This window comes from Clostridium sp. AF32-7AC, from assembly GCF_003477925.1.
GTDB classification, from domain to species: domain Bacteria; phylum Bacillota; class Clostridia; order Lachnospirales; family Lachnospiraceae; genus Otoolea; species Otoolea fessa.
The window spans coordinates 29,571-54,187 of the sequence record NZ_QUEG01000001.1 but is presented as its reverse complement, the minus strand read 5'-3'; the positions used below and the strand labels follow the sequence as shown (position 1 = coordinate 54,187).

The 24,617-nt window shown below is 48.7% G+C and carries 20 protein-coding genes and 1 pseudogene; 9 read left to right on the top strand and 12 right to left on the bottom strand.

The genetic code is table 11. The features are described from left to right. Positions 1-13 precede the first annotated feature (13 nt). The 3 genes and pseudogenes from mobV to DWZ45_RS00230 form a co-directional block, all read left to right on the top strand. Positions 14-955, top strand: coding sequence for a MobV family relaxase (gene mobV, locus DWZ45_RS00240; protein WP_118467026.1), 942 nt, complete (start codon positions 14-16; stop codon positions 953-955). Positions 956-1,025: 70 nt separating this feature from the next. Next, a complete protein-coding gene (locus DWZ45_RS00235; protein WP_118467024.1) occupies positions 1,026-1,217 on the top strand; it encodes a hypothetical protein in 192 nt (63 codons plus the stop codon). Between the two features lie 94 nt (positions 1,218-1,311). Continuing rightward, a pseudogene (locus tag DWZ45_RS00230) lies at positions 1,312-2,577 on the top strand (recombinase family protein); the annotation flags it as partial. Between the two features lie 345 nt (positions 2,578-2,922). On the opposite strand, the gene DWZ45_RS00225 reads toward DWZ45_RS00230, so the two are convergent. Together DWZ45_RS00225 and DWZ45_RS00220 are read right to left on the bottom strand one after the other, a co-directional pair. Next, positions 2,923-3,879: a LysR family transcriptional regulator gene (locus tag DWZ45_RS00225; RefSeq protein WP_117795998.1), complete on the bottom strand. Its 957-nt coding sequence runs from the start codon at positions 3,877-3,879 to the stop codon at positions 2,923-2,925. Positions 3,880-4,191: 312 nt separating this feature from the next. Beyond that, complete coding sequence (locus tag DWZ45_RS00220; protein ID WP_107001272.1) at positions 4,192-4,413, bottom strand: DUF1858 domain-containing protein; 222 nt, start codon at positions 4,411-4,413, stop codon at positions 4,192-4,194. 364 nt (positions 4,414-4,777) lie between these two features. Between DWZ45_RS00220 and DWZ45_RS00215 the strand changes: the two genes are divergently transcribed. Then, complete coding sequence (locus DWZ45_RS00215; RefSeq protein ID WP_118467022.1) at positions 4,778-5,734, top strand: DUF3878 family protein; 957 nt, start codon at positions 4,778-4,780, stop codon at positions 5,732-5,734. Between the two features lie 6 nt (positions 5,735-5,740). Here DWZ45_RS00215 and DWZ45_RS00210 read toward each other — a convergent pair whose 3' ends face one another. From DWZ45_RS00210 to DWZ45_RS00200, 3 genes are read right to left on the bottom strand one after another with little or no spacing between them, the layout of a single operon-like run. Further along, complete coding sequence (locus DWZ45_RS00210) at positions 5,741-7,465, bottom strand: NADH-dependent [FeFe] hydrogenase, group A6 (RefSeq protein WP_338126574.1); 1,725 nt, start codon at positions 7,463-7,465, stop codon at positions 5,741-5,743. Beyond that, entirely contained in the window at positions 7,462-8,925 is a 1,464-nt protein-coding gene (gene nuoF / locus DWZ45_RS00205; protein WP_182426598.1) for an NADH-quinone oxidoreductase subunit NuoF, read from the bottom strand. Before nuoF ends, DWZ45_RS00210 begins: the two co-directional genes overlap by 4 nt. 1 nt (position 8,926) lies before the next feature. After that, positions 8,927-9,430, bottom strand: coding sequence for an NAD(P)H-dependent oxidoreductase subunit E (locus DWZ45_RS00200; protein WP_107001275.1), 504 nt, complete (start codon positions 9,428-9,430; stop codon positions 8,927-8,929). A 436-nt stretch (positions 9,431-9,866) separates the two neighbouring features. On the opposite strand from DWZ45_RS00200, the gene DWZ45_RS00195 reads away from it, so the two are divergent. Further along, positions 9,867-10,667, top strand: coding sequence for a helix-turn-helix transcriptional regulator (locus DWZ45_RS00195; RefSeq protein ID WP_118467018.1), 801 nt, complete (start codon positions 9,867-9,869; stop codon positions 10,665-10,667). Between the two features lie 186 nt (positions 10,668-10,853). Here the strand turns inward: DWZ45_RS00195 and DWZ45_RS00190 are convergent, their stop codons facing one another. Together DWZ45_RS00190 and DWZ45_RS00185 are read right to left on the bottom strand one after the other, a co-directional pair. Continuing rightward, complete coding sequence (locus DWZ45_RS00190; RefSeq protein ID WP_118467016.1) at positions 10,854-11,768, bottom strand: AEC family transporter; 915 nt, start codon at positions 11,766-11,768, stop codon at positions 10,854-10,856. Between the two features lie 19 nt (positions 11,769-11,787). Next, positions 11,788-13,083, bottom strand: a complete 1,296-nt coding sequence (locus tag DWZ45_RS00185; RefSeq protein ID WP_118467014.1) for a Na+/H+ antiporter NhaC family protein — start codon at positions 13,081-13,083, stop codon at positions 11,788-11,790. Positions 13,084-13,365: 282 nt separating this feature from the next. Between DWZ45_RS00185 and DWZ45_RS00180 the strand changes: the two genes are divergently transcribed. The 4 genes from DWZ45_RS00180 (at position 13,366) to DWZ45_RS00165 (ending at position 18,530) form a co-directional block, all read left to right on the top strand. After that, complete coding sequence (locus tag DWZ45_RS00180; protein WP_118467012.1) at positions 13,366-14,856, top strand: polysaccharide biosynthesis protein; 1,491 nt, start codon at positions 13,366-13,368, stop codon at positions 14,854-14,856. Positions 14,857-14,974: 118 nt separating this feature from the next. Next, positions 14,975-15,907: a LysR family transcriptional regulator gene (locus DWZ45_RS00175; RefSeq protein ID WP_118467010.1), complete on the top strand. Its 933-nt coding sequence runs from the start codon at positions 14,975-14,977 to the stop codon at positions 15,905-15,907. Positions 15,908-16,141: 234 nt separating this feature from the next. Then, positions 16,142-17,074 (top strand): glutaminase A, encoded by a 933-nt coding sequence (gene glsA, locus DWZ45_RS00170; protein WP_107001281.1) that lies wholly within the window; start codon positions 16,142-16,144, stop codon positions 17,072-17,074. Positions 17,075-17,114: 40 nt separating this feature from the next. Beyond that, complete coding sequence (locus tag DWZ45_RS00165) at positions 17,115-18,530, top strand: alanine/glycine:cation symporter family protein (protein WP_118467008.1); 1,416 nt, start codon at positions 17,115-17,117, stop codon at positions 18,528-18,530. A 308-nt stretch (positions 18,531-18,838) separates the two neighbouring features. Here DWZ45_RS00165 and metA read toward each other — a convergent pair whose 3' ends face one another. The 5 genes from metA to tnpA form a co-directional block, all read right to left on the bottom strand. Continuing rightward, positions 18,839-19,762 carry a homoserine O-succinyltransferase gene (gene metA / locus DWZ45_RS00155; protein WP_118467007.1) on the bottom strand — a complete coding sequence of 308 codons (924 nt, stop codon included), beginning with the start codon at positions 19,760-19,762 and terminating at the stop codon, positions 18,839-18,841. A gap of 172 nt (positions 19,763-19,934) precedes the next feature. Beyond that, positions 19,935-21,896 carry an NAD-dependent DNA ligase LigA gene (gene ligA, locus DWZ45_RS00150; RefSeq protein ID WP_118467005.1) on the bottom strand — a complete coding sequence of 654 codons (1,962 nt, stop codon included), beginning with the start codon at positions 21,894-21,896 and terminating at the stop codon, positions 19,935-19,937. 112 nt (positions 21,897-22,008) lie between these two features. Beyond that, positions 22,009-22,797: a pseudouridine synthase gene (locus DWZ45_RS00145; protein ID WP_118467003.1), complete on the bottom strand. Its 789-nt coding sequence runs from the start codon at positions 22,795-22,797 to the stop codon at positions 22,009-22,011. Between the two features lie 250 nt (positions 22,798-23,047). Next, on the bottom strand, positions 23,048-24,373 hold the full coding sequence (locus tag DWZ45_RS00140; protein ID WP_118467001.1) for an IS200/IS605 family accessory protein TnpB-related protein: 1,326 nt from the start codon (positions 24,371-24,373) through the stop codon (positions 23,048-23,050). 8 nt (positions 24,374-24,381) lie between these two features. Then, positions 24,382-24,617 (bottom strand): IS200/IS605 family transposase (gene tnpA, locus DWZ45_RS00135; protein WP_118467744.1); only part of this gene is annotated, 236 nt, incomplete at its 5' end.

The window sequence follows — 24,617 nt, the reverse complement described above, 5'->3', positions numbered from 1 at the left end:
GGAAAGGAGTTTCATGGCACAACACGCAATCTTGCGATTTGAAAAACACAAAGGCAATCCGGCAAGACCGCTGGAAGCCCATCACGAACGGCAAAAGGAACAGTACGCCAGCAATCCCGACATTGACACAAGCCGGAGTAAATACAACTTCCATATCGTCAAGCCGGAGAGCCGCTATTACCATTTCATTCAGAGCCGCATTGAACAAGCCGGATGCCGCACCCGCAAGGATAGCACACGCTTTGTCGATACGCTGATAACCGCCAGCCCGGAGTTTTTCAAGAAAAAATCCCCAAAGGAGATACAGGCGTTTTTCCAGAGGGCGGCTGATTTCTTAATCGGGCGGGTAGGGAAAGAAAATATCGTGTCGGCGGTGGTACACATGGACGAGAAAACGCCCCACCTGCATTTGGTCTTTGTCCCGTTGACAGAGGACAACCGCCTGTGTGCAAAGGAGATTATTGGGAATAGAGCCAACCTCACAAAATGGCAGGACGATTTTCACGCCTATATGGTGGAGAAATATCCCGACTTGGAGCGTGGGGAAAGTGCCAGCAAGACAGGCAGGAAGCATATCCCCACCCGTTTGTTTAAGCAGGCGGTCAATCTCTCCAAACAGGCAAGAGCCATTGAAGCCACGCTGGACGGTATTACCCCGTTCAATGCCGGAAAGAAGAAAGAGGAAGCCCTCTCCCTGCTGAAAAAGTGGTTTCCGCAGATGGAGAACTTCTTCGGACAGTTCAAAAAATACAAGGTCACGATAAACGACCTTTTGGCAGAAAATGAACAGTTGGAAGCCAGAGCCAAAGCCAGCGAAAAAGGCAAGATGAAAGATACGATGGAACGGGCAAAGCTGGAAAGCGAGCTGAAAGACATTCAGCGGCTGGTAGACCGTATCCCGCCGGAGGTGCTGGCAGAACTGAAACGGCAGCAGCGGCACACAAGGGAACGGTGATCGATGACAGAAAACATTTCACGCCGCGGTATGACGGCACTACACTTTGAAAATTAAATACGGAGGTACTATGGAGCATATCAGATACAAGAAAGAAACCGAAGTCGTGACTTTTCAGAGAAAGGAAATCACGCTGGAAAATCTCTCCCCGGTGTTCACGCCGGAGCAGGAAGCGGCAAAACGCCGGGAGCTGGAACAGCAGCTTTATGAGGTGTTCCGCAAGTATGCCGACAAACGGCAGAGTGAGGAAGCCGGGGCATAAGGTTTTCCAAAGCCATCGTTGATTTGCGGGGCTGCTGACGGTATAATAAAGGTGTCAGCAGCTCCGTTTCTTTTTTAAGAAAAGGAGCGACAATATGAATAATCGAATAGACGCAATCTATGCAAGACAATCGGTAGACAAAAAGGACAGCATTTCCATTGAAAGCCAAATTGAATTTTGCAAATACGAGTTGAAAGGCGGTAACTGCAAGGAATACACAGACAAATGGTACAGCGGCAAGAATACAGACCGTCCGAAGTTTCAAGAACTGGTGCGGGACATCAAGCGGGGCTTAATTGCAAAGGTCGTGGTTTACAAGCTCGACCGTATCAGCCGTTCCATTCTGGACTTTGCCAACATGATGGAGCTGTTCCAGCAGTACAATGTAGAGTTTGTGTTCTCTACGGAAAAGTTTGATACCTCCACCCCGATGGGGCGGGCGATGTTAAATATCTGTATCGTGTTCGCCCAGCTTGAGAGGGAAACCATACAGAAGCGAGTAACGGACGCTTACTATTCCCGCAGCCAGCGAGGTTTCAAGATGGGTGGGAAAGCCCCTTACGGCTTCCATACAGAGCCGATTAAGATGGACGGTATCAATACAAAAAAGCTGGTGGTAAATCCAGACGAAGCGGCAAATATCCGGCTGATGTTTGAGATGTATGCTCAGCCCACAACCTCCTACGGGGACATTACCCGGTACTTTGCCGAACAGGGGATTTTGTTCCATGGCAAAGATCTGATACGCCCCACGCTGGCGCAGATGTTACGCAATCCTGTCTATGTGCAGGCAGACCTTGATGTGTATGAGTTTTTCAAAAGTCAAGGGACGGTCATTGTCAATGACGCTGCCGATTTTACTGGCATGAACGGCTGCTATCTGTATCAAGGGCGGGATGTGAAGCCCAGCAAAAAGAACGACTTGAAAGACCAAATGCTGGTACTGGCTCCCCATGAGGGCATTGTCCCCTCTTACATCTGGCTGACCTGCCGCAAGAAGCTGATGAACAACATGAAAATCCAGTCTGCCCGGAAAGCCACCCATACATGGCTGGCGGGAAAAATCAAGTGCGGGAACTGAGGGTATGCCCTTATGAGTATCTTCAATTCCTCCGGCAAGCAATACCTTCGCTGTACGAAACGGCTGGACAATAAAAGCTGTGCCGGGTGCGGGAAAATCATCACTTCGGAGCTGGAAGCGGTTGTTTATCAGCAGATGGTAAAGAAACTGGCAAGCTACAAGACTCTGACAGGCAGAAAGAAAGCGGCAAAGGCAAACCAGAAAATTGCAGCACTGCAAGTGGAGCTTGCCCATGTGGACAGCGAGATTGAAAAGCTGGTGGACAGTCTGACGGGTGCAACCCCCGTCAGATACCTACCCTGTGTAGTCCCTTGTAAACTGTACTTTATGGCTTTTATAAGTTAATCATTCTAGTAGTATGTTTGATGTCCATAGGAGAATCCTTATGCCTGTCCATGGCACTGAGAATTTGAACACTTATTTTAATATGTAGCCTTGAAAAACGGCACCAGTGCAATCGCTTTCGCACAGTCATGGGAATAGCCGCCGCCCAGGCTCTGCATCCGAGTTTCTATTTTTTCAGCTATGGGATATACTCCAGTATTTTATCTGGTTAAAAATCCGAGTTATTTTTAAATATGGCACTATAAGCAATTTCCTATCAGTATTTTGTGAAATTTTAAACTATTTTTTAGCCAGTAGAATGTATTTGATAAAATCATCTACTGTTGCCCCCACGCCCGGATAGCGCTTCATCGACAAAAGGATTGCACGCTTTGCCAGCGGATCGCCAATCTTGTAATAACAGAGTTTTTCCGTTTTCTCTGTGTATTTCAGCAGTGCATCCCTAAAAAAGATGATACCGGACTGTCCGCTCCGCGCCACATTATAGGCAGTCTGAAGCTGATCAAAATACATAATCACCTTCGGCTCGAAACCAGCGTGGGCGCAGATATCCATACTCCTTTTATAAGAATCCTGATTCTTTTTCAGCATCAGAAATGGTTCTTTCGAGACTTTGGAAAGGTCCACCGCACGCACCGCTTCATCCAGAAAACTCCGCTCCAGGATTGATTCCCTGGAGATCTGAAACTCTTTCAGCTTCTCATTCACAGCAAAGGAAGCAGGAACCGCCATAATCATATACTCATACCCCAGCGTCACACTCTCAAACATCTCCGGGTCGAGTGCCTCGACATCCATCGTGATATCAAACTGCCCGGTTCTAAGCCCAGCATCCATCCCTGAAATATCCGTCTCCGTCACGTTGATCCGGCACTTTGGATTCAGTCTGCAATAGCCCCGGATCACCTCCGGAAGAAAATACGCACAGAAATATCCGGAGCTTCCGATGTTAATCACACCGGAACGGATACCCGCCAGCTCTGCAAAATGCTGCTCCATCTCATTGCTGAGCTCGTATATCTTCCGCGTTTTTTCCAGATAATACTGCCCCGCCGGGGTCAGTGCCACCGGGTTCACATTCCGGTCAAAAAGCGAGATCCCATATAACTCTTTCTCAATCTTTTTAATCGCACCGCTGAGGGCTGGCTGGGAAATATAGAGTTTCTGGGCTGCTTTTGAAAAACTTCCTTCCTTCGCAATTTCCATCACGTATTCATACTCTCGCTTACTGAACATACTCCCATCCCTCCATTGTATCTTTACGTACTACTTTATCTTTTGTCCGGTTATATGTTTAAGCCACTCTCCGAAAAAAAGTAAAAATATTTTTTATGCCATTATAACGAGTTCTTTTTATCACGTCAATTCTGTAATGTATACTATTTTTACACAATTTTCAGTCTCTAAACAACAATCCGAGCATTTTTCACTCTTGCTTTATGAGGCGTTCTTTCCTATAAAACAACGAAAAAGACGCTATGCTGAAGCCTCATTACTTCGTACACAGCGTCTTTTTATCCAGAATTTTATTAAAATCTAAAATTTGAATTATTCAGCCTGCTCAGACTCTTTCTTTGCGTTCAGGTACTCCTGGATGTTTGCCATAACCTCGTCTGCGTTCAGACCGTGTACCATGCAAGCCTCCTCCAGAGACTCACCGATCGAAGACGGACAGCCAACACAGTGCATGCCTGCCTCCATCAGAACATATGCAATACCCATATCATACTGAAGCATCTCGCCCATCGTGGTTGCTTTTGTGATTTCCATGATAAATTTTCCTTTCTATTCATACTTGCAGTCTCTTACGCAGCTTTGCGGTTTTCACCGCCGCTGCAAAAACACCGCGATTATTCTTATGCTTTCTTATATTAACACGAATCGCGCGGTTTTACTATCTTTTTTTGTGAAACATAGAAAATGTTACGATTCACTGGAAAAATTTTTCTGAGCTGAAAATTTTGTACAATCCGGCAGCAGCATTACTCTTCTCTTGCATCCTCTTCTTATTTCTCTTATAATTACCATGATTGTTCTATGTTTTCCTGTATTGAGAATACGATAGTCACTGGCTCCGTTTTTCTGCCTGTGTCGGAAAACATTTTGATTTTTATACATTAAGGAGTTTTATAAAATGGATCCCTTTTCCATGTTAGAATTACTATTATCCGAAAACCAGTTCGAACTTATTCTCCCGGAAACCGGCACTTCTGCTCCCGACACGATCCGCCTAGTTTACCTGATGAATGATGCAGTCGAAAGTTTCCTCCTCTTCCACAACGCCCGCCTGACCGGTACCTACGATCCGGCATACGAGGGCGAACTCGATGCCCTCTTAACCCAGGATGAAAACGAACGCTATGCCCTGATCGTCCATCAGGGAGACTCGGTTGTCACACTCTTTTTCGAAGATCTGACTCTCGAAAATCACTACTATGACTACAGTCAGCTCGGGCACTTCTGGATGAAAGGCTACGAATACCTCCGCCAGCTCGAATACCGCATCGCCATCCTGCGCGACAAACTCGACTATCTGGGGGAAAACTCCTGCAACGCAAACGAGCGGGAGCTTGCCTCCCTCGCGGAATTTCCCCCACTGAACGTCTGCTGCTACCCGGCGGTCCCGAAAAAATACCGCGTCATCCGTGAAAATCCCTGGCATCTCTCCGAAGACGCTTCGCGCGTCTTCCAATCCATCGCCGTCGAAGCCAGTGATCCAAAACTGCTACATCGCCTGAAAGACTATGAGCAGCACCCCACCAAGCGCCGCGCCCGTCAGATTGCCCGCCTCCTGCACCGGAACGCCCATGCCAAGACAGTCGATCTCCTGACCCGGAAGCTTCAAAAAGCCTCTTCCGCCTACCCGTCCCGCACCTTCGGAAAAGCCCAGCAGACCCGTCACCTGGCTCTCGAACTTTTTGCCAAAAAAAGACAGAAAGAGCTTGAAAAGCGCGGCATCCGCTCCGAACTGCTGCGTGAAGAACCCTTTACGACAGCGCAGGATTCGATTGAATTTAAGATGCATTTAATGATATGGGAGAAAGGGATTTTGAACCGTAAGGCGCGGATTGAGACTTGGGAAGATCAATAACATAATCTATTGCAACAGATCCTGCCGGTTGCAGTACTCTGTATGCAGCAGCTTATGTGACAGCTCCCCACACGGTTCTCCCAGATACGTCTCATAAATTTTCTGGATCGCCGGGTTCTTGTGCGACTGTCTGACCGGAAGCTCTGCCTCTGCCTCATAGATGGCTTTCTTCCGCTTCTCCATGATCGACCATGTCTTAGGCGGATTTCCACCGCCGCCGATGCAGCCGCCCGGACATGCCATGATCTCGATAAACTGATAATCGGCGGTTCCGTTTTTTACCTTTTCCAGCAAAACTTTCGCATTTTTAATGCCATGTGCCACCGCTACCTTGATGACTCTGCCGTTCAAATCAACCTGTGATTCCTTGATTCCCTCGAAACCGCGGACCGGTGTATAGTCTAGATGTTCCATCTCTTTGCCGGTTACCACCGCATAAACGGTGCGGAGTGCCGCCTCCATGACGCCGCCAGTCGCACCGAAAATAAGTCCCGCGCCGCTTCCTTCGCCAAATGGATCGTCAAACGGCGTATCCGGAAGCTCAGAAAAATCGATTCCACCGGCACGGATCAGCGCTGCCAGTTCCTGTACCGTGATGGAAATATCCACATCCTGATAGCCGCTGTCCCTCATTTCCGGACGGGTACACTCAAATTTCTTTGCCGTACACGGCATAACGGAAACACTGCAGATCTCACCCGGATCGATGCCCTCGCGCTTCGCAAACCAGGTCTTGATCAGCGCACCGAACATCTGCTGCGGGGATTTTGCCGTCGATAAATGCTTCGTGTACTCCGGCGCGTAAGTCTCACAATATTTAACCCACGCCGGACAGCAGGAGGTGATCATCGGCAGAGTTCCGCCATTCTGCAGGCGGTTTAACAGTTCCGTTCCCTCCTCCAGGATCGTCAGATCCGCGGAAAAATCAGAATCAAATACCTTGTAAAAGCCCAGGCGCTTAAGTGCCGACACCAGACGTCCCGTGCTGACAACACCCGGCTGCTCACCCAGTGCCTCCGCCAGCGTAATGCGGACGGACGGAGCCACCTGGATAATCAGTTTTTTGCCTAATTCTTTCTGGCGATATAACCCGTAGGTATGATAATGCACCGTCAATGCTCCGGTCGGACACACCTGCACGCACTGGCCGCAGTTAATACAATTGGTATCAGCCAGTTTTTCCCCATAGGCCGGGGCAATCAGCGTATGGAATCCACGGTTTTCCTTCGAAAGGACGTTGATTCCCTGAATCTCATTGCAGACCTCCATACAACGCCCGCACAGAATACATTTCTGCGGATTCCGCATGATGGCCGGAGAACTCCAGTCCTCCTTCTGATGGCGGAGCTGCTTGTCATAGCGGATATCGAGGTGCATTCCGACATCCTGCGCTACCTTCTGCAGATCGCATTTTCCGTCCTTCGGACATACGAGGCATTCCTGCGGATGTCTCGCAAAAATCAGTTCCAGAATATTTCTTCTCGCTTTCAGTACCTTCGGGGATGCCGTCTGCACGACCATTCCCTCCGAAACCGGTGTACTGCACGCGGTCGGAAGAAGTCTCTGTCCTTCTACCTCAACCACACAGATACGGCAGACCGCCTTGATGCTCAAATCCTCATGATAGCAGAGAGTCGGAATGTGGATACAGGCTTTCTTCGCCGCCTGGAGGATCGTCGTTTCTTCCTCCACCTCTACCGGCTGTCCGTCGATTGTCAGATGTACCATCATGCTTCTCTTCCCCCTCTCCGCTCAAATCGTCCCGCGTAGGATGCTCCCCGGCTGCGGTGTCTCGCATACGCGTCATACGAATCATACATGACATCGCGTTCACCGACTGCTGCACGCCGTCTTCCCATCCGGCTGTTTCCATCGTTTCTATAATCTTCTTCTGCTTCATAAATTCCTTCCGCCACGGCTGCCTGAGCGCAGACCGGGCAGTAATCGCGGTCGATGTGCGCCAGATATTCCTTACGGAAGTTCTGGATGCTCGTCTGCACCGGAACAGCGGTCGAATGTCCCAGACCACACAGGGCAGTCAGGCGCATCGTCTCCGTCAGCTCATCGATTTTTTCCAGATCCGGCAGAGTCGCCAGCCCCCGGCTGATGCGGGTAACCAGATTGTAAAGCTGCTGGCCGCCCTCGCGGCACGGTGTACATTTTCCGCATGACTCGCCGCGGAAGAAGTCCAAATTGTTTCGCACAATATCTACAATACAGTTGCTGTCGTCGATGACCAGAATCGTACCGCAGCCAAGACGTCCGCCGGATGCCGAAACTGTATCAATATCCAGTGTCATATCGATCTGATCGGCATTGATGATCGCACCGGAGGTACCACCGGTCTGCACGCCCAGAAGCCCTTTTCCATCCGCGATGCCGCCGCACACTTCATAAATGATATCTTTGAGGTTCACGCCCATCGGAAATTCAAATACGCCCCTGCGGACTACATTTCCACAGACCGTAAAAAGCTTTGTGCCAGGGCTGTTCGCTGTGCCGATGCTGCGGTACCATTCCGCTCCGTTTAAGAGGATCGGTGCAATATTCGCCAGCGTCTCTACGTTATTTAACATGGTCGGTTTTCCAAAGAGTCCGTGAATGCTTGGAAACGGCGGACGGAAACGTGGCTCGCCTCGTTTTCCCTCAATGGACTCAAACAATGCCGTCTCCTCGCCGCAGACGTAAGCACCCGCACCGGAGCGGAACTTGATTTCAAAGTCAAAACCGCTCTCCATCATATTTTTTCCTAAAAATCCGCGTTTTTCCGCATCCTCCAGCGCATCTTTTAATACCGGGAACAAATATGTATACTCGGCTCTCAGATAAATATATCCGGTATGGGCGCCGACTGCTTTTCCAGCAATCGCCATGCCCTCGAAGACCGCACACGGGTCGGTCGAGAGAAGAATCCGGTCTTTATTCGTTCCCGGCTCTCCCTCATCGGCGTTACAGACGATGTATCTCGTTGGGTCAGATGCGTGGGCGGTAAACTCCATCTTGCGATAGGTCGGGAATCCCGCACCGCCGCGTCCACGAAGTCCGGAGGCGCGGATCACATCGATAATCGCTTCACTGTCCATCGAAAGTGCTTTTTTCAGCGCTTCAAATCCGCCGCGGTCCGCATACTCCTGTGAACTTCTCGGATTAATCTTGCCGCGGTTTTTCAGCAATACGTGCATTTCCTCCATACTATTCCACATCCTCCCGTATATATTGTTTGATAATATCCCGCACCGATTCCGGCGTCAGGTTGCCGTACACGTGCTCATTGATCATGATCGCCGGGGATATTTCACAGAGTCCCAGGCAGGGACAGTATTCCAGGGTGAACCTTCCGTCCTCGGTCGTCTCCCCGATGCTGATGCCGAGCTGATCCTCCAGCGCCTGAACGACTGCCTGCGCCCCATGTACGTGGCACGGCGCGCTCTTGCACATCCGGACAATGTAGCGCCCCCTCGGTTTTACCGACAGCATCGCATAAAAGGTGATGAAACTGTACACCTTGTTCATCGGAATATCCATCTCCCTGGCGATGACTGACGCCACCTCCTTGGAAAATGCCGACACAACCTTCTGCGCCCGGATGATCACTGTCATCAGCATATCCGGTCTGCCCTTGTATTCCGCCGCAATCGCAGCCACCTGTACCAGCTTTGAAGCCGGTGTCTTATATACATAACTGTCCCTGTCCATCCTGCTCCCTCACTTTCAGTTTGTATTTTTCCAAACTTATTTTTTGTTTGACTAACTGTCTGTTTGATTTTTTCTCAATTATAGGGATGCACTGACAAATTGTCAAGAAAAACTTACAGTCTGGTTTGTTAATTGACAAACAGTTTGGTTGAGAGTATGATGAAAGAAACAGGTTTGCTCTCATTTCCCGTTATCTTGCACCTGAATTTTTGATTTTTAAACAAAAAAGGGAGAACATTCTCTTATTTATGTTCCCTATCTACTAACTTTTTTCTATAGAAACGGGATTGACGCAGCAAAATTAACGCGATAAAATTTTTTCAGGAACTTTGACAAAAGAAAGACAATCCCTGTGCATTTCATTTTCCGAATTATTTTAAGACGCAAAATTTTGCGATACACACTCGGGGCACAGAGCATTCTAAAGGAGGTATTCATGGAAATTTCCAACTACATGGACTTTCAGTTTCTCATCCGTTTTCTCGAAGGACTTCAAAAGTTTCTCGGAGATAACTGTGAGATCATCGTCCACGATTACCGCAAAGGCTACGATCACACGATCGTCTACGCATTCAACTCACAGCTAAGCGGACGCGACGTCGGCGGTTCCCCGCGCGGCGGCATGATCACACAGCTTGGCAATGATATCGAGCCGCTCAAGCATTCGATCATTTCCCTCGATACCAGCCAGAAAGACCGGCTTTTTAAGTCCTGCACAACGCTCATCGAGAACGAACATCACAAAATTATCGGATCTGTCTGCTTAAATATGGATGTTCGCGATCTCTATCTGGCACAGAGCGCCCTGCAAAATCTGATCGGACGCCCAGGCACCATCGGCGTATCGGCAGCTGTGGGCGCACAGATCGATGGCATGTCTGGCTGCACACCATCCGGAATGGCTTCTGATGGCACCTTTTCCGGAACTGGCAGCACGGACGGCACGAATGGCGCAAATCAGGCAGCCATGTCTGACCGCGACTTTATTCTCAAAAAGAATGTCGATGATATTTTACAGCACTATATTTATCAGGCAGAGTCCATGATCGGAAAACCGATGATGCTGATGAACAAGGAAGAAAAGATTCGTGCACTCGACTATCTTGACCAGAAAGGCGTCTTCAAGATCACAAAAACCAGCCTGCTCCTGTGCGACGCGATGCAGATTTCCAAGTATACACTGTATAATTATCTGGAAGAAGCGCGGATTTCACGAAAGAGTGAAACGAATGAATAAGAATCATAAACTAATTCTTTCAACCTCTGTTTGCTTAACCTTTGATTCATTTTAAAATATAAAAGACCTGAAGAGCAGCCATTTACCGCACCTTTCAGGTCTTTTTATATTCATTTACCATATTTACATTATTTTCTCAATTTTTCTAGTATTCTTTCTATTATTGTTGCTTCTTACCTATTCTTTTTATCCTATAAACAGACACCACGCCGGAATCGTAATCATCGAAATCAGCGTCGTGAGCACTACCGTTTTCGCTGCAAACGGTGCATCGCTGTCATAGCGCACCGCAAAGATCGCTGCAGTTGCACCGGCTGGCATTCCCGTCATGATGACTGCCACACCTGCTGCCACCGAATCCAATCCGGCCGCCAGGCTGATTCCATATGCCAGAAGCGGAAGAAGGAACAGACGGAGCACACTGAATTTGAGGGCCGTCGGATTAATAATCTCACGCAGTTTCACATCGGTCAGAATCGTACCGATAATAAACATCGTCAGCGCCGAGTTACAGTTTCCAATGTAGGTAACCGTCGATTTCAGCACGCCCGGAAGCTGCAGCTGTGTCGCCATCAGGAACATACCGATGTAGACACCGACCAGACACGGGTGCGTCAGGACATTTCTCAATACCTTTTTCCGGTCAGAACCGCCTCCAACAAAATAGGATGTACCCGCCGACCACATGACAACGCGCATCGGAATCAGGAAAATGGATGCGTAGAGAAGTCCCATACTTCCATATACGCCTTCCGCAACCGGGTTTCCAAGGAATCCGCCGTTGGAAACGATCGTACAGTATTGAAGCACCTTCCGGTGCTGCTCTGAATATTCCTTAAACAGCACTTTGTTGAGTGCCACACAGACAAGCTGCAAGACAAATCCAACCGCCAACAGCAACCCGCACGTTTTAAAAATCGAAGCATCAAATGAAATCAGGCACGATTTCACAATATTGCAGGGAATCACGATATTCACGCAGAGATCCGTCAGACATTTTTCGCCTTCCTTGCTGATGATCCCTCGACGTTTCAGTACCGCACCCGCCAGTATCATCAGGAATAAGGAACCCTGTAGGTTGCAAAGTTCGAGTAAATTCATATGGCTCTTCCTCCTTTTCCTACGACCTTCTTATGAGACGAACCAAAAAACTCCAGATCGGCAGTATGTACAGATACGACGCCACCACCACACTCGCAATCGGAGCACCGACGGCTGCCAGAGGAACGGCTCCGGCGATCGACCACGGAACCAGCGGTGCCAGCACAACCGCCGTATTTTCCAGATCGATTGCAAATCGTTTATTATCTGGATTTCCTTCCTTGCAGAGCTGATGGGTCAGCATGATCGAAAGCGTCTGGTTACAAGCGATCATGGAAGCAACTGCCGCCACCGCAAAGGTCGCACCAAACGGAGTAATTTTCCGGCTCAACGCCTCTATTTTCCCCTGAATCGGCTTCAAGAGCCCAGTTCCCTCGAAAATTCCTGCATAACAGGAGGACAGGCTCACAATCGCAGCCACCTTAATCATTGATTTCAGTCCGCCGCCGTTCATCATAGCATTGAGCGCCGGATCGCTTGCCTGATAACCGGTCAGGCACATCTGTAAAATTTCTTCGATTGTCCGCCCCTGCAGCACCACGCTCAGAAACGCCGCCAACACAATGCTGATCAGCATCGTTTTCTTGACCTCCACCCGGAACACAGACAGCACCAGGATAATCGCCGCCGGGATTACCGCGCTCCAATGAAGTACAAAACGATTGGAAAACAGCCCTTCCACATCCATCCGTCCGTTTCCGGCACTCATGGAACGTCCCACTATATAATAGAGAATACATGTAGCCACAAATGGCACCAGCGATGTCTTTATCATTTCGCGGATATTTTCATAAATATCCGTCTTCGTCAGCACACAGACAAGATTCGCGCTGGACGATACCGGTGAACAGCGGTCGCCAAAATAGATGCCAGAAAGAATCGCGCCGCCGATCCAGAACGGGTCAAGCTCCATCGCACGTCCCATCGCCATACAGATAACGCCCATCGTCGCGCCGGTTCCAAAGGAGGTTCCGGTCAGGATCGACACCATACAGTTAAGAAGGAACGCGATCACCAGAAATGCCGACGGCGACACCAGCTTCGACGACCAGCACACGATCACGGCGATCGTGCCGGATGCCCGCCACAGCGCTGTGATAAAGCCAATAAGTCCGAAAATCATCAGGATATTGCGGACGGTTTTAACGCCAGAAAGCGACATTTTTCCGAGTTCCGCGAGGCTGTGCTTCCGAATCAGGCCATACGCACAGAAAATCAGATAGCCACCCGCCAACGCCCAAAGCACGGACGCGCCGGTAAACACGCAGCCTGCCAGCGCCGCGATAAATGCAAGTAATACAATTCCCTCCAGCATACTTCCTCTCTCTTTCCTACCAACCTGTTATTTTTCATCATAATCTTTTGTTTTTGATGTTTTTAGTATATTCCTGTTCCACCTTAATGTCCATCTGTTATTTTATGTATTAAATACAGCTAATTTTTGTATCTTACGCAAAAAATCCCTGCTTTTTCTCTATTCGTTTGTTTCTTGATCTAAAAAAGAAGACTTCCCAACATTTTATAATCGTCCAGCTTTCTTCTACTTTTTTCTATTTCTTCATATACTTTTCTGACATACCCTCCCCGGAGATCTGCTATGCGAAGATTTCATCCTTTGATTACCGGAACCCTGCTCCTGACAGCAGTCGGATTTTTCTGCCGGATTCTCGGCTTTTTCTACCGCATCTTTCTCTCCCGGACGATCGGCGCCGAAGGTCTGGGTTTATATCAGATGATTTTTCCCATACATGGCATCGCATTTGCTCTCTGCGCCGGTCCAATCCAGACTTCACTCTCCCGCCTGACCGCCGCCTCCCCGGAAAAGGGACGCGCCTTTTTGCGGGTCAGCCTCGCACTCTCACTATCGATCGCCCTGCCGCTGACCTCTTTGATCTACACCTTCGCCGATTTTCTCGCCGCGCGCGTCCTTCTTGCGCCCGAATGTGCGCCGCTTCTGCCCGCACTCGCCCTCTCGATCCCCTTCTGCGCGATCCATGCCTGCTGCTGCGGGTATTATTATGGGCTCAAAAAAACGGCAGTCCCGGCATTTTCACAGGTGGTCGAGCAGTGCATCCGCATTTTCTCCGTCCTGCTGATCGTCCATGTCTGCCGCACGAACAGGATTCCGATCACGGTGCTGCTGGCTGTCTGGGGGCTGTTGATCGGGGAAGCGGCATCGGCGGTGTTCTGTCTGCTGGTTTATGGATGCTCGAAGTCCGTTGCCATACTGCCAAATGCAAACACACCTATTACTCCCCTGCTCCTCCCCCTCCTCACCATGGCACTCCCCCTCATGGCGAATCGCCTCACGCTCAGCTTTCTCCAGAGTCTCGAAGCCATCTTTGTACCGAACCAGCTTCTCCTCTCCGGGCTCTCGCGGGTTGAATCGGTCAGTATTTACGGAGTCCTCACAGGCATGGCACTCCCCTTTGTCCTCTTTCCATCCGCCATCACCAACTCCCTCGCCGTCGTCCTGCTCCCGGCAGTCTCGGAAGCGCAGGCGCAGAATCAGCCGGACAAAATCGAACGCACCATCTCCATGGCACTCCGCTACAGCCTGTACATGGGAATTCTCTGCGTCGGGCTCTTCACCCGCTTTGGTCCAGCACTGGGCGAAACCTTTTACCACAACGCCGATGCCGGACGTTTCATCCAGATTTTATCCTGGCTCTGCCCGTTTCTCTACCTCTCCACTACCATGGGAAGTATTTTAAACGGACTTGGGAAAACGGGAACCGTCTTCGTCCACCATACGGTTTCCATGCTTCTCACCCTGTCGCTCGTCCTTTTCGCCATCCCGCGATGGGGAATTTTCGCCTATCTGGCGGCGCTTCTCATCAGCGAACTGGTGCTCGCCTTTCTCCACATCCACGCCCTCGCCTGCGAAGTCCCGATCCGCCTACCAGTCAGCCAGGGCATTGTAAAACCGTCATTCTGCCTGCTGGTTTCGATTGGGATGTTAGAAGTTATTCCAAACGCGTCTTACCTGCCTCACCTGTTTCCGCCTGTCCTCATCCAGTCCGGTATCCTTTGCCTGCTGTATATAGGAGGACTGCTTCTCTTACATACAGGTACAGTCAAACAATAAATTATATGCTATTTTGCTATATCCCTTAAATGCAATATGTTTAGGTATTTTCTGGCAATTTACATTTTTTTATTTTATACTTATTACATTCAGGGGGATTTACAAAGGGGGAACTTTTTTGAAATACGATATCAATTTTCGGCATTTAGAATATTTTATCAAGGTAGCGCGCCTCGGATCCATCAATAAAGCCGCCCAGGCGCTCTATATTTCCCAGCCGTATCTTGGGAAAATCATGCACGATCTGGAAGAAAATCTCGGCGCTAGGCTCTTTAACCGCAGCCGCTCAGGCGTAACATTAACGCCTGAAGGAATGGAATTTCTGACACATTCCGAAAAAATCATTGACGAAATGGAACAGCTCTGGTTTCAGAAAAAGAAGGAACAAATCAAAATTTCTGATCCGCTGGCTGTCTCCATGACACGTTTTTCTCATATCATGGAAAGTTTCAGTGAAATAATCCTGCGTCACCGCGATCAGCCATCCTTCTCCCATCGACTGTATGAAGGCAATTCAGACGAAGTCATCGAGGATGTGGTATCCGGGCGTGTCGATGTAGGCGTGTTTCATTTTGACAGCCGCAAACGGCGTGAAATGGAGGCCTTGCTCGAATCAAAAGGGCTGGAATACCATTTTCTTGCCAACATCGAACCACACATTATCATTTCCCGCAAACATCCGCTTCTGCTGCAACAGAAACCGGTCAACCTGCACACACTGGCAGAGTACGGCTTTCTCTGGTATCTTGGACAATGCGATGATTATATTTACCAACTTCTCTCCGAAGGGGATCAGGATGCAGAAAAAATGCGCTCGAAAATCACCTATCTTTCCAGCCGCGCCACCCTGATGTACATGATCTCGATCAGTGACTGCTACAGCATCGGCATCCACGATTTCGCCAAACAAGAAGCCTCCTACCACTCCACTTCTATTCCGATTCCAAACTGTGGTTTTATGCTGGAGTTTGGATATGCAATGCGAAAAGACACGCCAATGACGGCGATCGTACAAGAATTTATTTATGATTTAAAGAAAAAACTTCTGTAAATAACTTACAATCAAAGCTGCCGGACATTTACAACTGTTCCCGGCAGTTTTTTTGATCCTTTTCAGCACTTCTTCCCCGTTCTTCATAAATATTTATTCATATCTGACATATATATCCCGTTATACCTTTTTGTCATATCCCTTAAAGCTGACACGCATTATACAAAACTGCCTTCCCCATGCTACCATACTATCAGAAAGCAACACCGAATAAAAAACAGGAGGCGTTTAAGTATGAGAGATGTACTTGAACAGGCCGTTGCACTGGGAAAAACACATACCCATGAGGGTGCAGTTGCCACCTACATACCAGAACTTGGAAAGGTAGATGGCAGTCAGCTCGGAGTCAGTGTTTTTTGCCGGAACGGCAAACGGATTTCCGTCGGGGATACGAAAGTCCGATTCAGTATTCAGAGTATCTCCAAAATCATCACCCTTGCAGTCGCATTGGAAATCTGCGGCTTCGACCAGGTCTTTAAAAAAGTAGGCATGGAGCCGACCGGCGATCCATTTAACTCGCTGATGAAACTGGAAAATACGGACAGTTCCCCCTACAACCCGATGATCAATGCAGGCGCTATCGTAGTGGCAAGCTGCCTTGCTTCCGAAATCAGTTTTGATACCATGCTTGATACCATCCGGGCTCTCTGCATGGATCCGGACATCAACCTCGACAAAAAGGTTTATCACTCGGAAATGTCTCATATTTCCCGCAACCGGGCAATCGCCTATCTGCTGGAGAGCAAGGGGTACATCGAAAAGAATAAAGATGTGGAAAACAGCCTGCATTTTTATGTCAAAATGTGCTCTCTCAGCGTGACGGCAGAAAGCCTCGCCGGACTGGGACTGATTCTCGCCAACGATGGCATTCATCCAGACACGGGAAAACGGCTTTTAAGCAGCCAGGCGGTTAAAATCGTCAAAACACTCATGTTTACCTGCGGTATGTACGATGGTTCCGGCGAATTTGCCGTCCGGGTCGGCATCCCATCCAAAAGCGGCGTCGGCGGCGGTATCTTATCAGTGGTAGACGGCGAGATGGGAATCGGCATCTTCGGACCGGCGTTAGATAAAAAGGGGAACAGCGTCGCTGGAGAATGCGTGCTTGAATATATGTCACATGAACTGCATCTCCATATGTTTGATCCGCAGCGGCACACTTTATAGCAAAAACAATATGTAAATTGTATGAGAGGGGTATTTTAAAATGGCAGATTTATACGCAAAGATAATCGGCACAGCAAGCAACTATCTTTACAGCTACGTGTTAATCATCCTGCTGGTAGGCGGCGGCATCTATTTTACCATCCGCACCAAAGGGGTACAGCTTCGTTACTTACTTGAATCCATCCGGGTTATCCTGGAGCCATCCGACAAGGAAGATGAGTCTATTTCCGCCTTTCAGGCATTGATGGTTTCCACTGCTTCGCGCGTCGGCACCGGAAATATCGCCGGCATTTCTACCGCCATCTGTTTCGGCGGTCCGGGCGCTATCTTCTGGATGTGGATGACCGCGATCCTCGGAAGTGCAACCGCATTTGTAGAAAGTACGCTGGCACAGATCTACAAACGCCGTGCCGAGGACGGAAGTTGCTACGGCGGTCCTTCCTACTATATTGAAGCCGTTCTGAAAAAAAGATGGCTGGGTGTTCTCTATGCTATTTTCATGATTTTGACTTACATGGTTGGGTTTAACCTCGTTGCATCCTTCAATGTGGCAGATTCTTTTAAAGTATACAGTTTCTACAATCCAAGCCTGACTCCGATTCTCATCGGTATCATCCAGGCTGTTATCTTCGGCATCTGCATCAGCGGCGGCGGCAAACAGATCGCTAAAATCACAGGAATTCTTGTTCCGGTAATGGGCGGACTTTACATTGCAGCTGCCCTGCTGATGATTATTCTCCACGGAAACATGATTCCGGGTATGTTCGCAAGCATTTTTGAAGGGGCTTTTGATATTCAGGCTATCTTCGGCGGCTTCATGGGATCCGTTGTGATGCTCGGCATCAAGAGAGGCTTGTTCTCCAATGAGGCAGGTGTCGGTGCTTCCGCTACCGCAGCCGGTTCCGCGGGTGTCAGCCACCCGGTCAAACAGGGTCTTGTTCAGGTATTATCCGTATTTATCGATACTGTTGTCATCTGCTCTGCAACCGCATTTTTACTGCTCTGCTCCGGCGTTGCACCGAGTGCAGACATGGCTGGCATGGCATATGTGCAGGCAGCTATGAATAACGTATTCGGCACCGCAGGTGTTGTATTTATCACAGTTGCCCTGATTTTATTTGCCTTTACCACGCTACTCGGAAACTACTATTTTGCTGAAACCGGCATGGCTTATCTCTGCGGCAAAACTCCGGTCAAGGGCGTCCGGATTACCCAGAGAGTGATCGCTATCGTGATTGTCCTCATCGGTTCTGTGGCAAGTCTCGGCATCGTGTGGGATACCGCCGATGTTCTGATGGGACTGATGGCAGTCATCAACGTACCAATTATCTTCCTGATTGCCAAGCCGGCGCTCCGCTGCCTGGAAGACTACCGGGCACAGAAACAGGCTGGGAAGAATCCGGTCTTTAAAGCAGCTGATATTGAGTTGAAAGAAGAAACCGATTTCTGGAATTAATAAAAACAAAAATCCGCAGAAACAGGGCTGTCAGAATCTTTCCCACACATGGTTTCAACCACACTGTGCAAAATTCCGACAGCCCTGCCTGTATTTTTTCATATCTGTATTATATCTATCTTTTTACCGTTTTATTAATCTGCAGCCTTATTTGCGGTTCTTCCAAATCAAAAACATTCCAGCTGCCAGCAGCACCACTCCGACGGCGGCTCCCACCATCCAGTTCGAAGAAGATATTTTCCCCGATCAATTTTATCGAAATCTCTATTTCTATATCTTATACTCTCATAAATAGCAGATTTCTATTCCTACTCCTGCTCGTCCTCTTTCAGCACATACGGCGTCATCTGGTATACATAGTAATTCAGCCAGTTCGAGTACAGCGTGTTGGACATATTTCTCCATTTCAGCACCGGCATGGAAAATGGATCGTTGTCCGGGTAATAGTTGCACGGTACCTGCGGATTTAAGCCTTTTTTCAGATCGCGGTGGTACTCGTTGTTTAACGTCATGCGATCATACTCTGGATGCCCCTGAACGAAAATCTGGCTTCCATCCTGATTCATCACCAGAAATACGCCAGCCTCATCCGATTTCGCCAGAATCTGCAATTCCGGATGTTTCAGAATGTCCTCTTCCCGGTCTTCCGTGTAACGGGAATGCGGGCAGTAAAAATAATCATCGAGACTACGGACCAGCGGGATCTTCCGGTTCAAAAGACGATGTCTGTAAATGCCGGAAAGCTTCGTCTTTCTCTGATGTTTCTGGATTCCATAATGATAATAGAGTCCCGCCTGCATCCCCCAGCAGATATGAAGTGTCGAAGTCACATGCGTCTTGCTCCACTCCATGATCTTCGTCAGCTCGTCCCAGTAGTTGATCTCCTCAAACTCCATATTCTCCACCGGCGCACCGGTAATAATCATACCATCAAAGCGCTTGCGGCGTATCTCGTCAAACGTCACATAAAACTTATTCAAATGCGTCTGCGATGTATTTTTCGAAACGTGCGTTTCCAACATCAGGAATGAACAGTCCACCTGCAGCGGCGTATTCGAAAGTGCCCGCAGAAGCTGCGTCTCCGTATCCTCCTTGATCGGCATCAGGTTCAGAATCAAAATCTCAAGCGGACGAATATCCTGGCTCATCGCCCGATCCTCATCCATCACAAATATATTCTCCGATTCCAAAATTGCCTTAGCAGGAAGATCCTTTTGTATTTTAATTGGCATGGTTATATATCCCCTTTTTATATAAAATTCGTTTGAATTTTAGGATTCTATTATATACCGATATGATTCATTTCTACTTACAATAAAAACTATATCAGCATTCCTAATCATAACACAAGCTGCAAAAAAAAGCCAGCTAAACACTGTCTGGCGTCCGGCTTTTTCACCTCTCTTATAGCTTCAAAAACTCCTCCTCCGAAAGAATCGGCACCCCCAATTCCCGCGCCTTCTTATTCTTCGAGGACGACGACGCCACATCATTATTGATCAGATAATTCGTCTTGGACGTCACGCTTCCGGTCACCTTGCCGCCGCGGCGCTCAATCAGCTCCTGCAGCTCTTTCCGGTTTTTGAAATGTTCCAGCGAACCGGTAATGACGAAATTCATCCCGGCGAATGCCTCATCTGCACCCTCACTGCTTTCTTCGTCTTCTGCCTCAAAGGTCAGCTCTGCCAGCAGATGATCGACGATCGCATTATTCTTTCCATCCGAAAAGAATGCCGTCCACGCCTGCGCCAGAACTTCCCCGATTCCATCAATCTCGACCAGCTCTTCCACGGTGGCATGGCGCATCGCCTCAAAATCATTTTTAAAATGACGGCAAATCATCTTGGCATTTGCCAGACCGATGCCTGCAACGCCCAGACCGTACACCATTCTCGGCAGGGTCGTGTGGGACGCTTTCTCAGCCGCCGCAATCAGATTGTCATACGATTTCTGCCCGAATCCGTCCATCTCGACGATCTCTTCCTGATGGCGGTCCAGATGGAAAATATCCGCATACTCATGAATCATGCCGACGCCGATAAATTTCTCCAGCGTCGCCTCTGAAAGCCCCGCAATATTTAACGCATCGCGGCTTGTAAAAAGAGTAAAACTCTTGATCTTCTTCGCCTGGCAGTCCGGGTTCGTGCAGTAGAGTGATTTTACATCGTTGAGCTGGCGCACCTCCGTCTGACCGCCGCACACCGGACATGCCTCCGGAATATCCCGGACGCCGCTGCGCGTCAGGTTATCCGCGATTTGCGGAATGATCATATTTGCCTTATAAACCGTAATCCGGTCGCCTGACCCCAGTTCCAGCGTCTCCATGATGCTGATGTTGTGAACACTGGCGCGGCTGACCGTCGTTCCCTCCAGCTCAACCGGTTCAAATACTGCCACCGGGTTAATCAGCCCCGTTCTCGACGCGCTCCATTCAATATAGAGAAGCTTCGTCTCCTGAATCTCATCCGCCCACTTGAATGCGATCGAATCGCGCGGGAATTTTGCCGTCCGCCCCAGCGACTGGCCGTAGGCAATATCATCATACAAAAGCACCAGTCCATCCGACGGCGTATCATTTTCCGCAATCGCCTCAGAATACATTTTGACCGTCTCCGGCAGCGTCTCTTTTGTCACCTCATGGTACTCTACGACCTCAAACCCCTGTGTTTTCAGCCATTCAAACTGTTCTTTCCGCGAATTTTTGAAATCAATGCCATCCGCCTTTACAAGGCTGAACGCATAAAAATGGACCTGTCTCTGCGCTGTGATTTCGCTGTTTAACTGACGCACCGAACCGCTGCATAAGTTTCGCGGATTCTTATATTTCGCATCGACATCCTCGATCTGCTCATTGATCTTCTCAAAATCCGAATACCGGATGATCGCCTCGCCGCGCAGGATAAGCTCACCCTGGTAGGAAATATTTAACGGCACATTGACGAACGCCTTTGCATTTGCCGTGATAACCTCGCCGATCTCACCATTTCCACGCGTAACCGCCTTGACAAGTGTTCCATTCTGATAGGTCAGGACGATCGTCAGACCGTCCATCTTCCAGGATAAAAGCCCGGTCTGCCCGCCGAGCCAGTCTGCCAGTTCTTCCACGCTCTTCGTCTTATTTAACGACAGCATCGGCTTCTCATGGCGCTCCTTCGGAAGCGCGCTGACCACCTCATATCCTACATTCTGCGTCGGGCTGTTTGCAAACACAATTCCTGTCTCTTTCTCCAATGAAACCAGTTCATCATAGAGCTTGTCATATTCAAAGTTGCTCATGATCTCCCGGCTCTCCTGATAATAGGCGCGCCCTGCTGCCCGCAGCGTCCCAATCAGCTCCCGTATCCGTTTTGTCTTGTCCTCTGCCATCTATCTGACTCCACCTTTCCCATCGCTCTCTCCAACTGCCTCTGAATGCGTTTTCAAGCATTTCTATGCAACCTCATATGTGAACCTGCACTGACTGCCAGACAACATTGTCTCAGCCATTCTTCTTTCCGTTCAAAATATCTTCTAATTTCTGTCTCTCTGCCACTGTCACTTCCCGGTACTCGCCCGTTTTCAGTCCGTCCAGCGTAATGTTCAGCATCCGGACGCGTTTTAATGTCTGTACCTGGTACCCAAGCGCCTCGCACATCCGGCGGATCTGGCGGTTGAGTCCCTGGGTCAGGATGATCCGGAAACTTGTCTTCCCGGTCTTTTCCACCTCACAAGGACGGGTAACCGTATCTAAAATCTTCACTCCTGCGCTCATCTTCCGGACAAACTCACTATCAATGGGTTTATCCACCGTTACCAGATATTCCTTTTCATGTCCGTAACGAGCCCTTAGAATCCGGTTGACCAGCTCGCCCTCATTCGTCATGAGAAGCAGCCCTTCTGAATCCTTGTCCAGGCGCCCGATCGGGTAAATCCGGACCGGATAATCTAAAAATTCTACGATATTTTCTGCCCGATCTTTATCAGAAGTCGTACAGACAATCCCCCGCGGCTTATTGACCGCTAAAAGCACCGGTGCATCCTTGCCGGACACCGCTACGCCATCGCACGCCACGCGCTGTCCCGGCATCAGCTTCTGCCCGACCTCTGCCACGCGCCCATCGATCGTCACACGCCCGTCCGCGATCCGCCGATCCGCCTCCCGCCGGGAGCAGATGCCCGCCTCGCTCAAAAAGCGATTTAAACGAACGCCTTCCGCTGGAATCCGGGATTCCTGCTTTTCACTTGGCTGTACTCTCTTGTATGATTTATCATTTTGATTTTTTTGCATTTTATTCATCTCATTTCGATTTATTGTGCCGTAGGATTCCGGCAACCAAAGTATAAAAATTATAACATTTTCGTCCATGGGGGTGAACCTCACATGGCTAAAGTCACATGCTTCTCAGCCGTTTTAAACGGCAAGACTAAATATCGGCGGATACGCCAGTAACTTAGAATTCGTGCGGATACGCACTTTTCCCATGCCGGATACGGCTGGTTTCCACATTACAGGTAGTCCGCTGTATATCTGCCTGCATTTATGCTGCTTTTAAATTGTTTACTTCTACATAAAGCTTTCTCAAATCTGCATAAACACAGGAGGTTCTACGCTTCACTGCAGGTACTTTTGCCTCCAGTGAAGACCTTTCCGTTTCCGGCAAGGGTTTTAAAAGTTCCCGTATAAAATATCTCGCTCCGATATTATAGGATGCTGACAGGTCGCAGTTATACTGTTTTCCGGTCCGGAAGGTACATAGGCTATGGTTCTCCTGGTTTCTTACTACCGCTCCGCTTCCGTCACAGGCCAGCCTGCTGGTGTTCCGGGCACTGACTCTTGAGACACGAATCCCGTTCCGATGTGCCTGATGTTCACACAGTTTCTGAATATCCCGCTTTCTCCATAAATGAAGCTTTTGTTTCTTTTTTCCGGATATTTTTCCCTGCATTTCCAGATACTCAAACACAATTACACCTGCCTGATACTCTGCGGCATATTTCGTGATCTCCGCAGCTATTTTGCGGGACAGCTCCATATTCAGCCTTTTTGCATAATCCCATCGGCTTTGGACCTGTCTGGAGGAATGTTCCCTCTGAAAACGGCGGATTCTGCCAAGCACATGATACAAATGGTCTTTATCACTGGAGAAATTTATAAATTTACGTCCCAGGATAGTGCCATCTGCACGCATGATGTTGCAGACTGCATCCGTATTGATTCCTAAATCAACGCTGCATATCACCTGCTCTTTTACATCTGTTTTTGATAAGCTTACTTCCTCCGTGTATGAAAACCGAAGGAAATATTTATGATGTTTCCTTTCCAAAGTAGGGGCAGATGCCTTTTTACCACTCCATTTTTTTCGCAGATATTCCATATCGGTATGAAGTAATTTTACTTGAAACCACTTCCACTCCCGCCCATCAAACAGCTTTAAATGTGCCGCATCTTCTCCCGGTTCTGCTTCCTTATACATGACATCCCGATAAAATACCGGCATCGCATGATTCTCACAGACCAGCTTCGGTTTTCCTCTCAGTTCTCCCTTTTCCCACAAACTAAGGCGTGTCTGATAGGAGGACACGGCTCCAAGTGCGTGTTGAATCGCCGCTCTTCTCAGATAAGATGGCATCTTGGGGAAATGACGGTCAAACAGAAATCTGGCATGATTCTTTTTTGTCTCATGTACCAGATGTTCCGCTTCATTAAAGCGTTTTTGTGGATTTCTGATTTCTGAAAGTTCTTCCCAGGTCTCTGCATACACCGGAATCAGATAGGAAACTGCCTTCCGAAAAATATCCAGCGTAGAGCGGAGCGGTATATTCTTTTTTTTAATTTCTACCCCATAGCTGGATACAATCTGCATAAAGTTTCCTACTTTCTTTTTTCCTTCTCTTTTTGTCCCTCAATGTATGCCACTACCTGATCCCTGCTTCGGTCACTTACGGTGACTGCACAATAGGATGGATTCCACAAATGTCCTCCCCACAGCTCCTGTTTTAATTCTGGATGCGAAAGAAACAACTGACGTGCCAGATTCCCCTTCATAATCTTTATCATGTCTGATATAAAAAATTGCGGTTTGCAATCCAGAAGTAAATGAATATGAT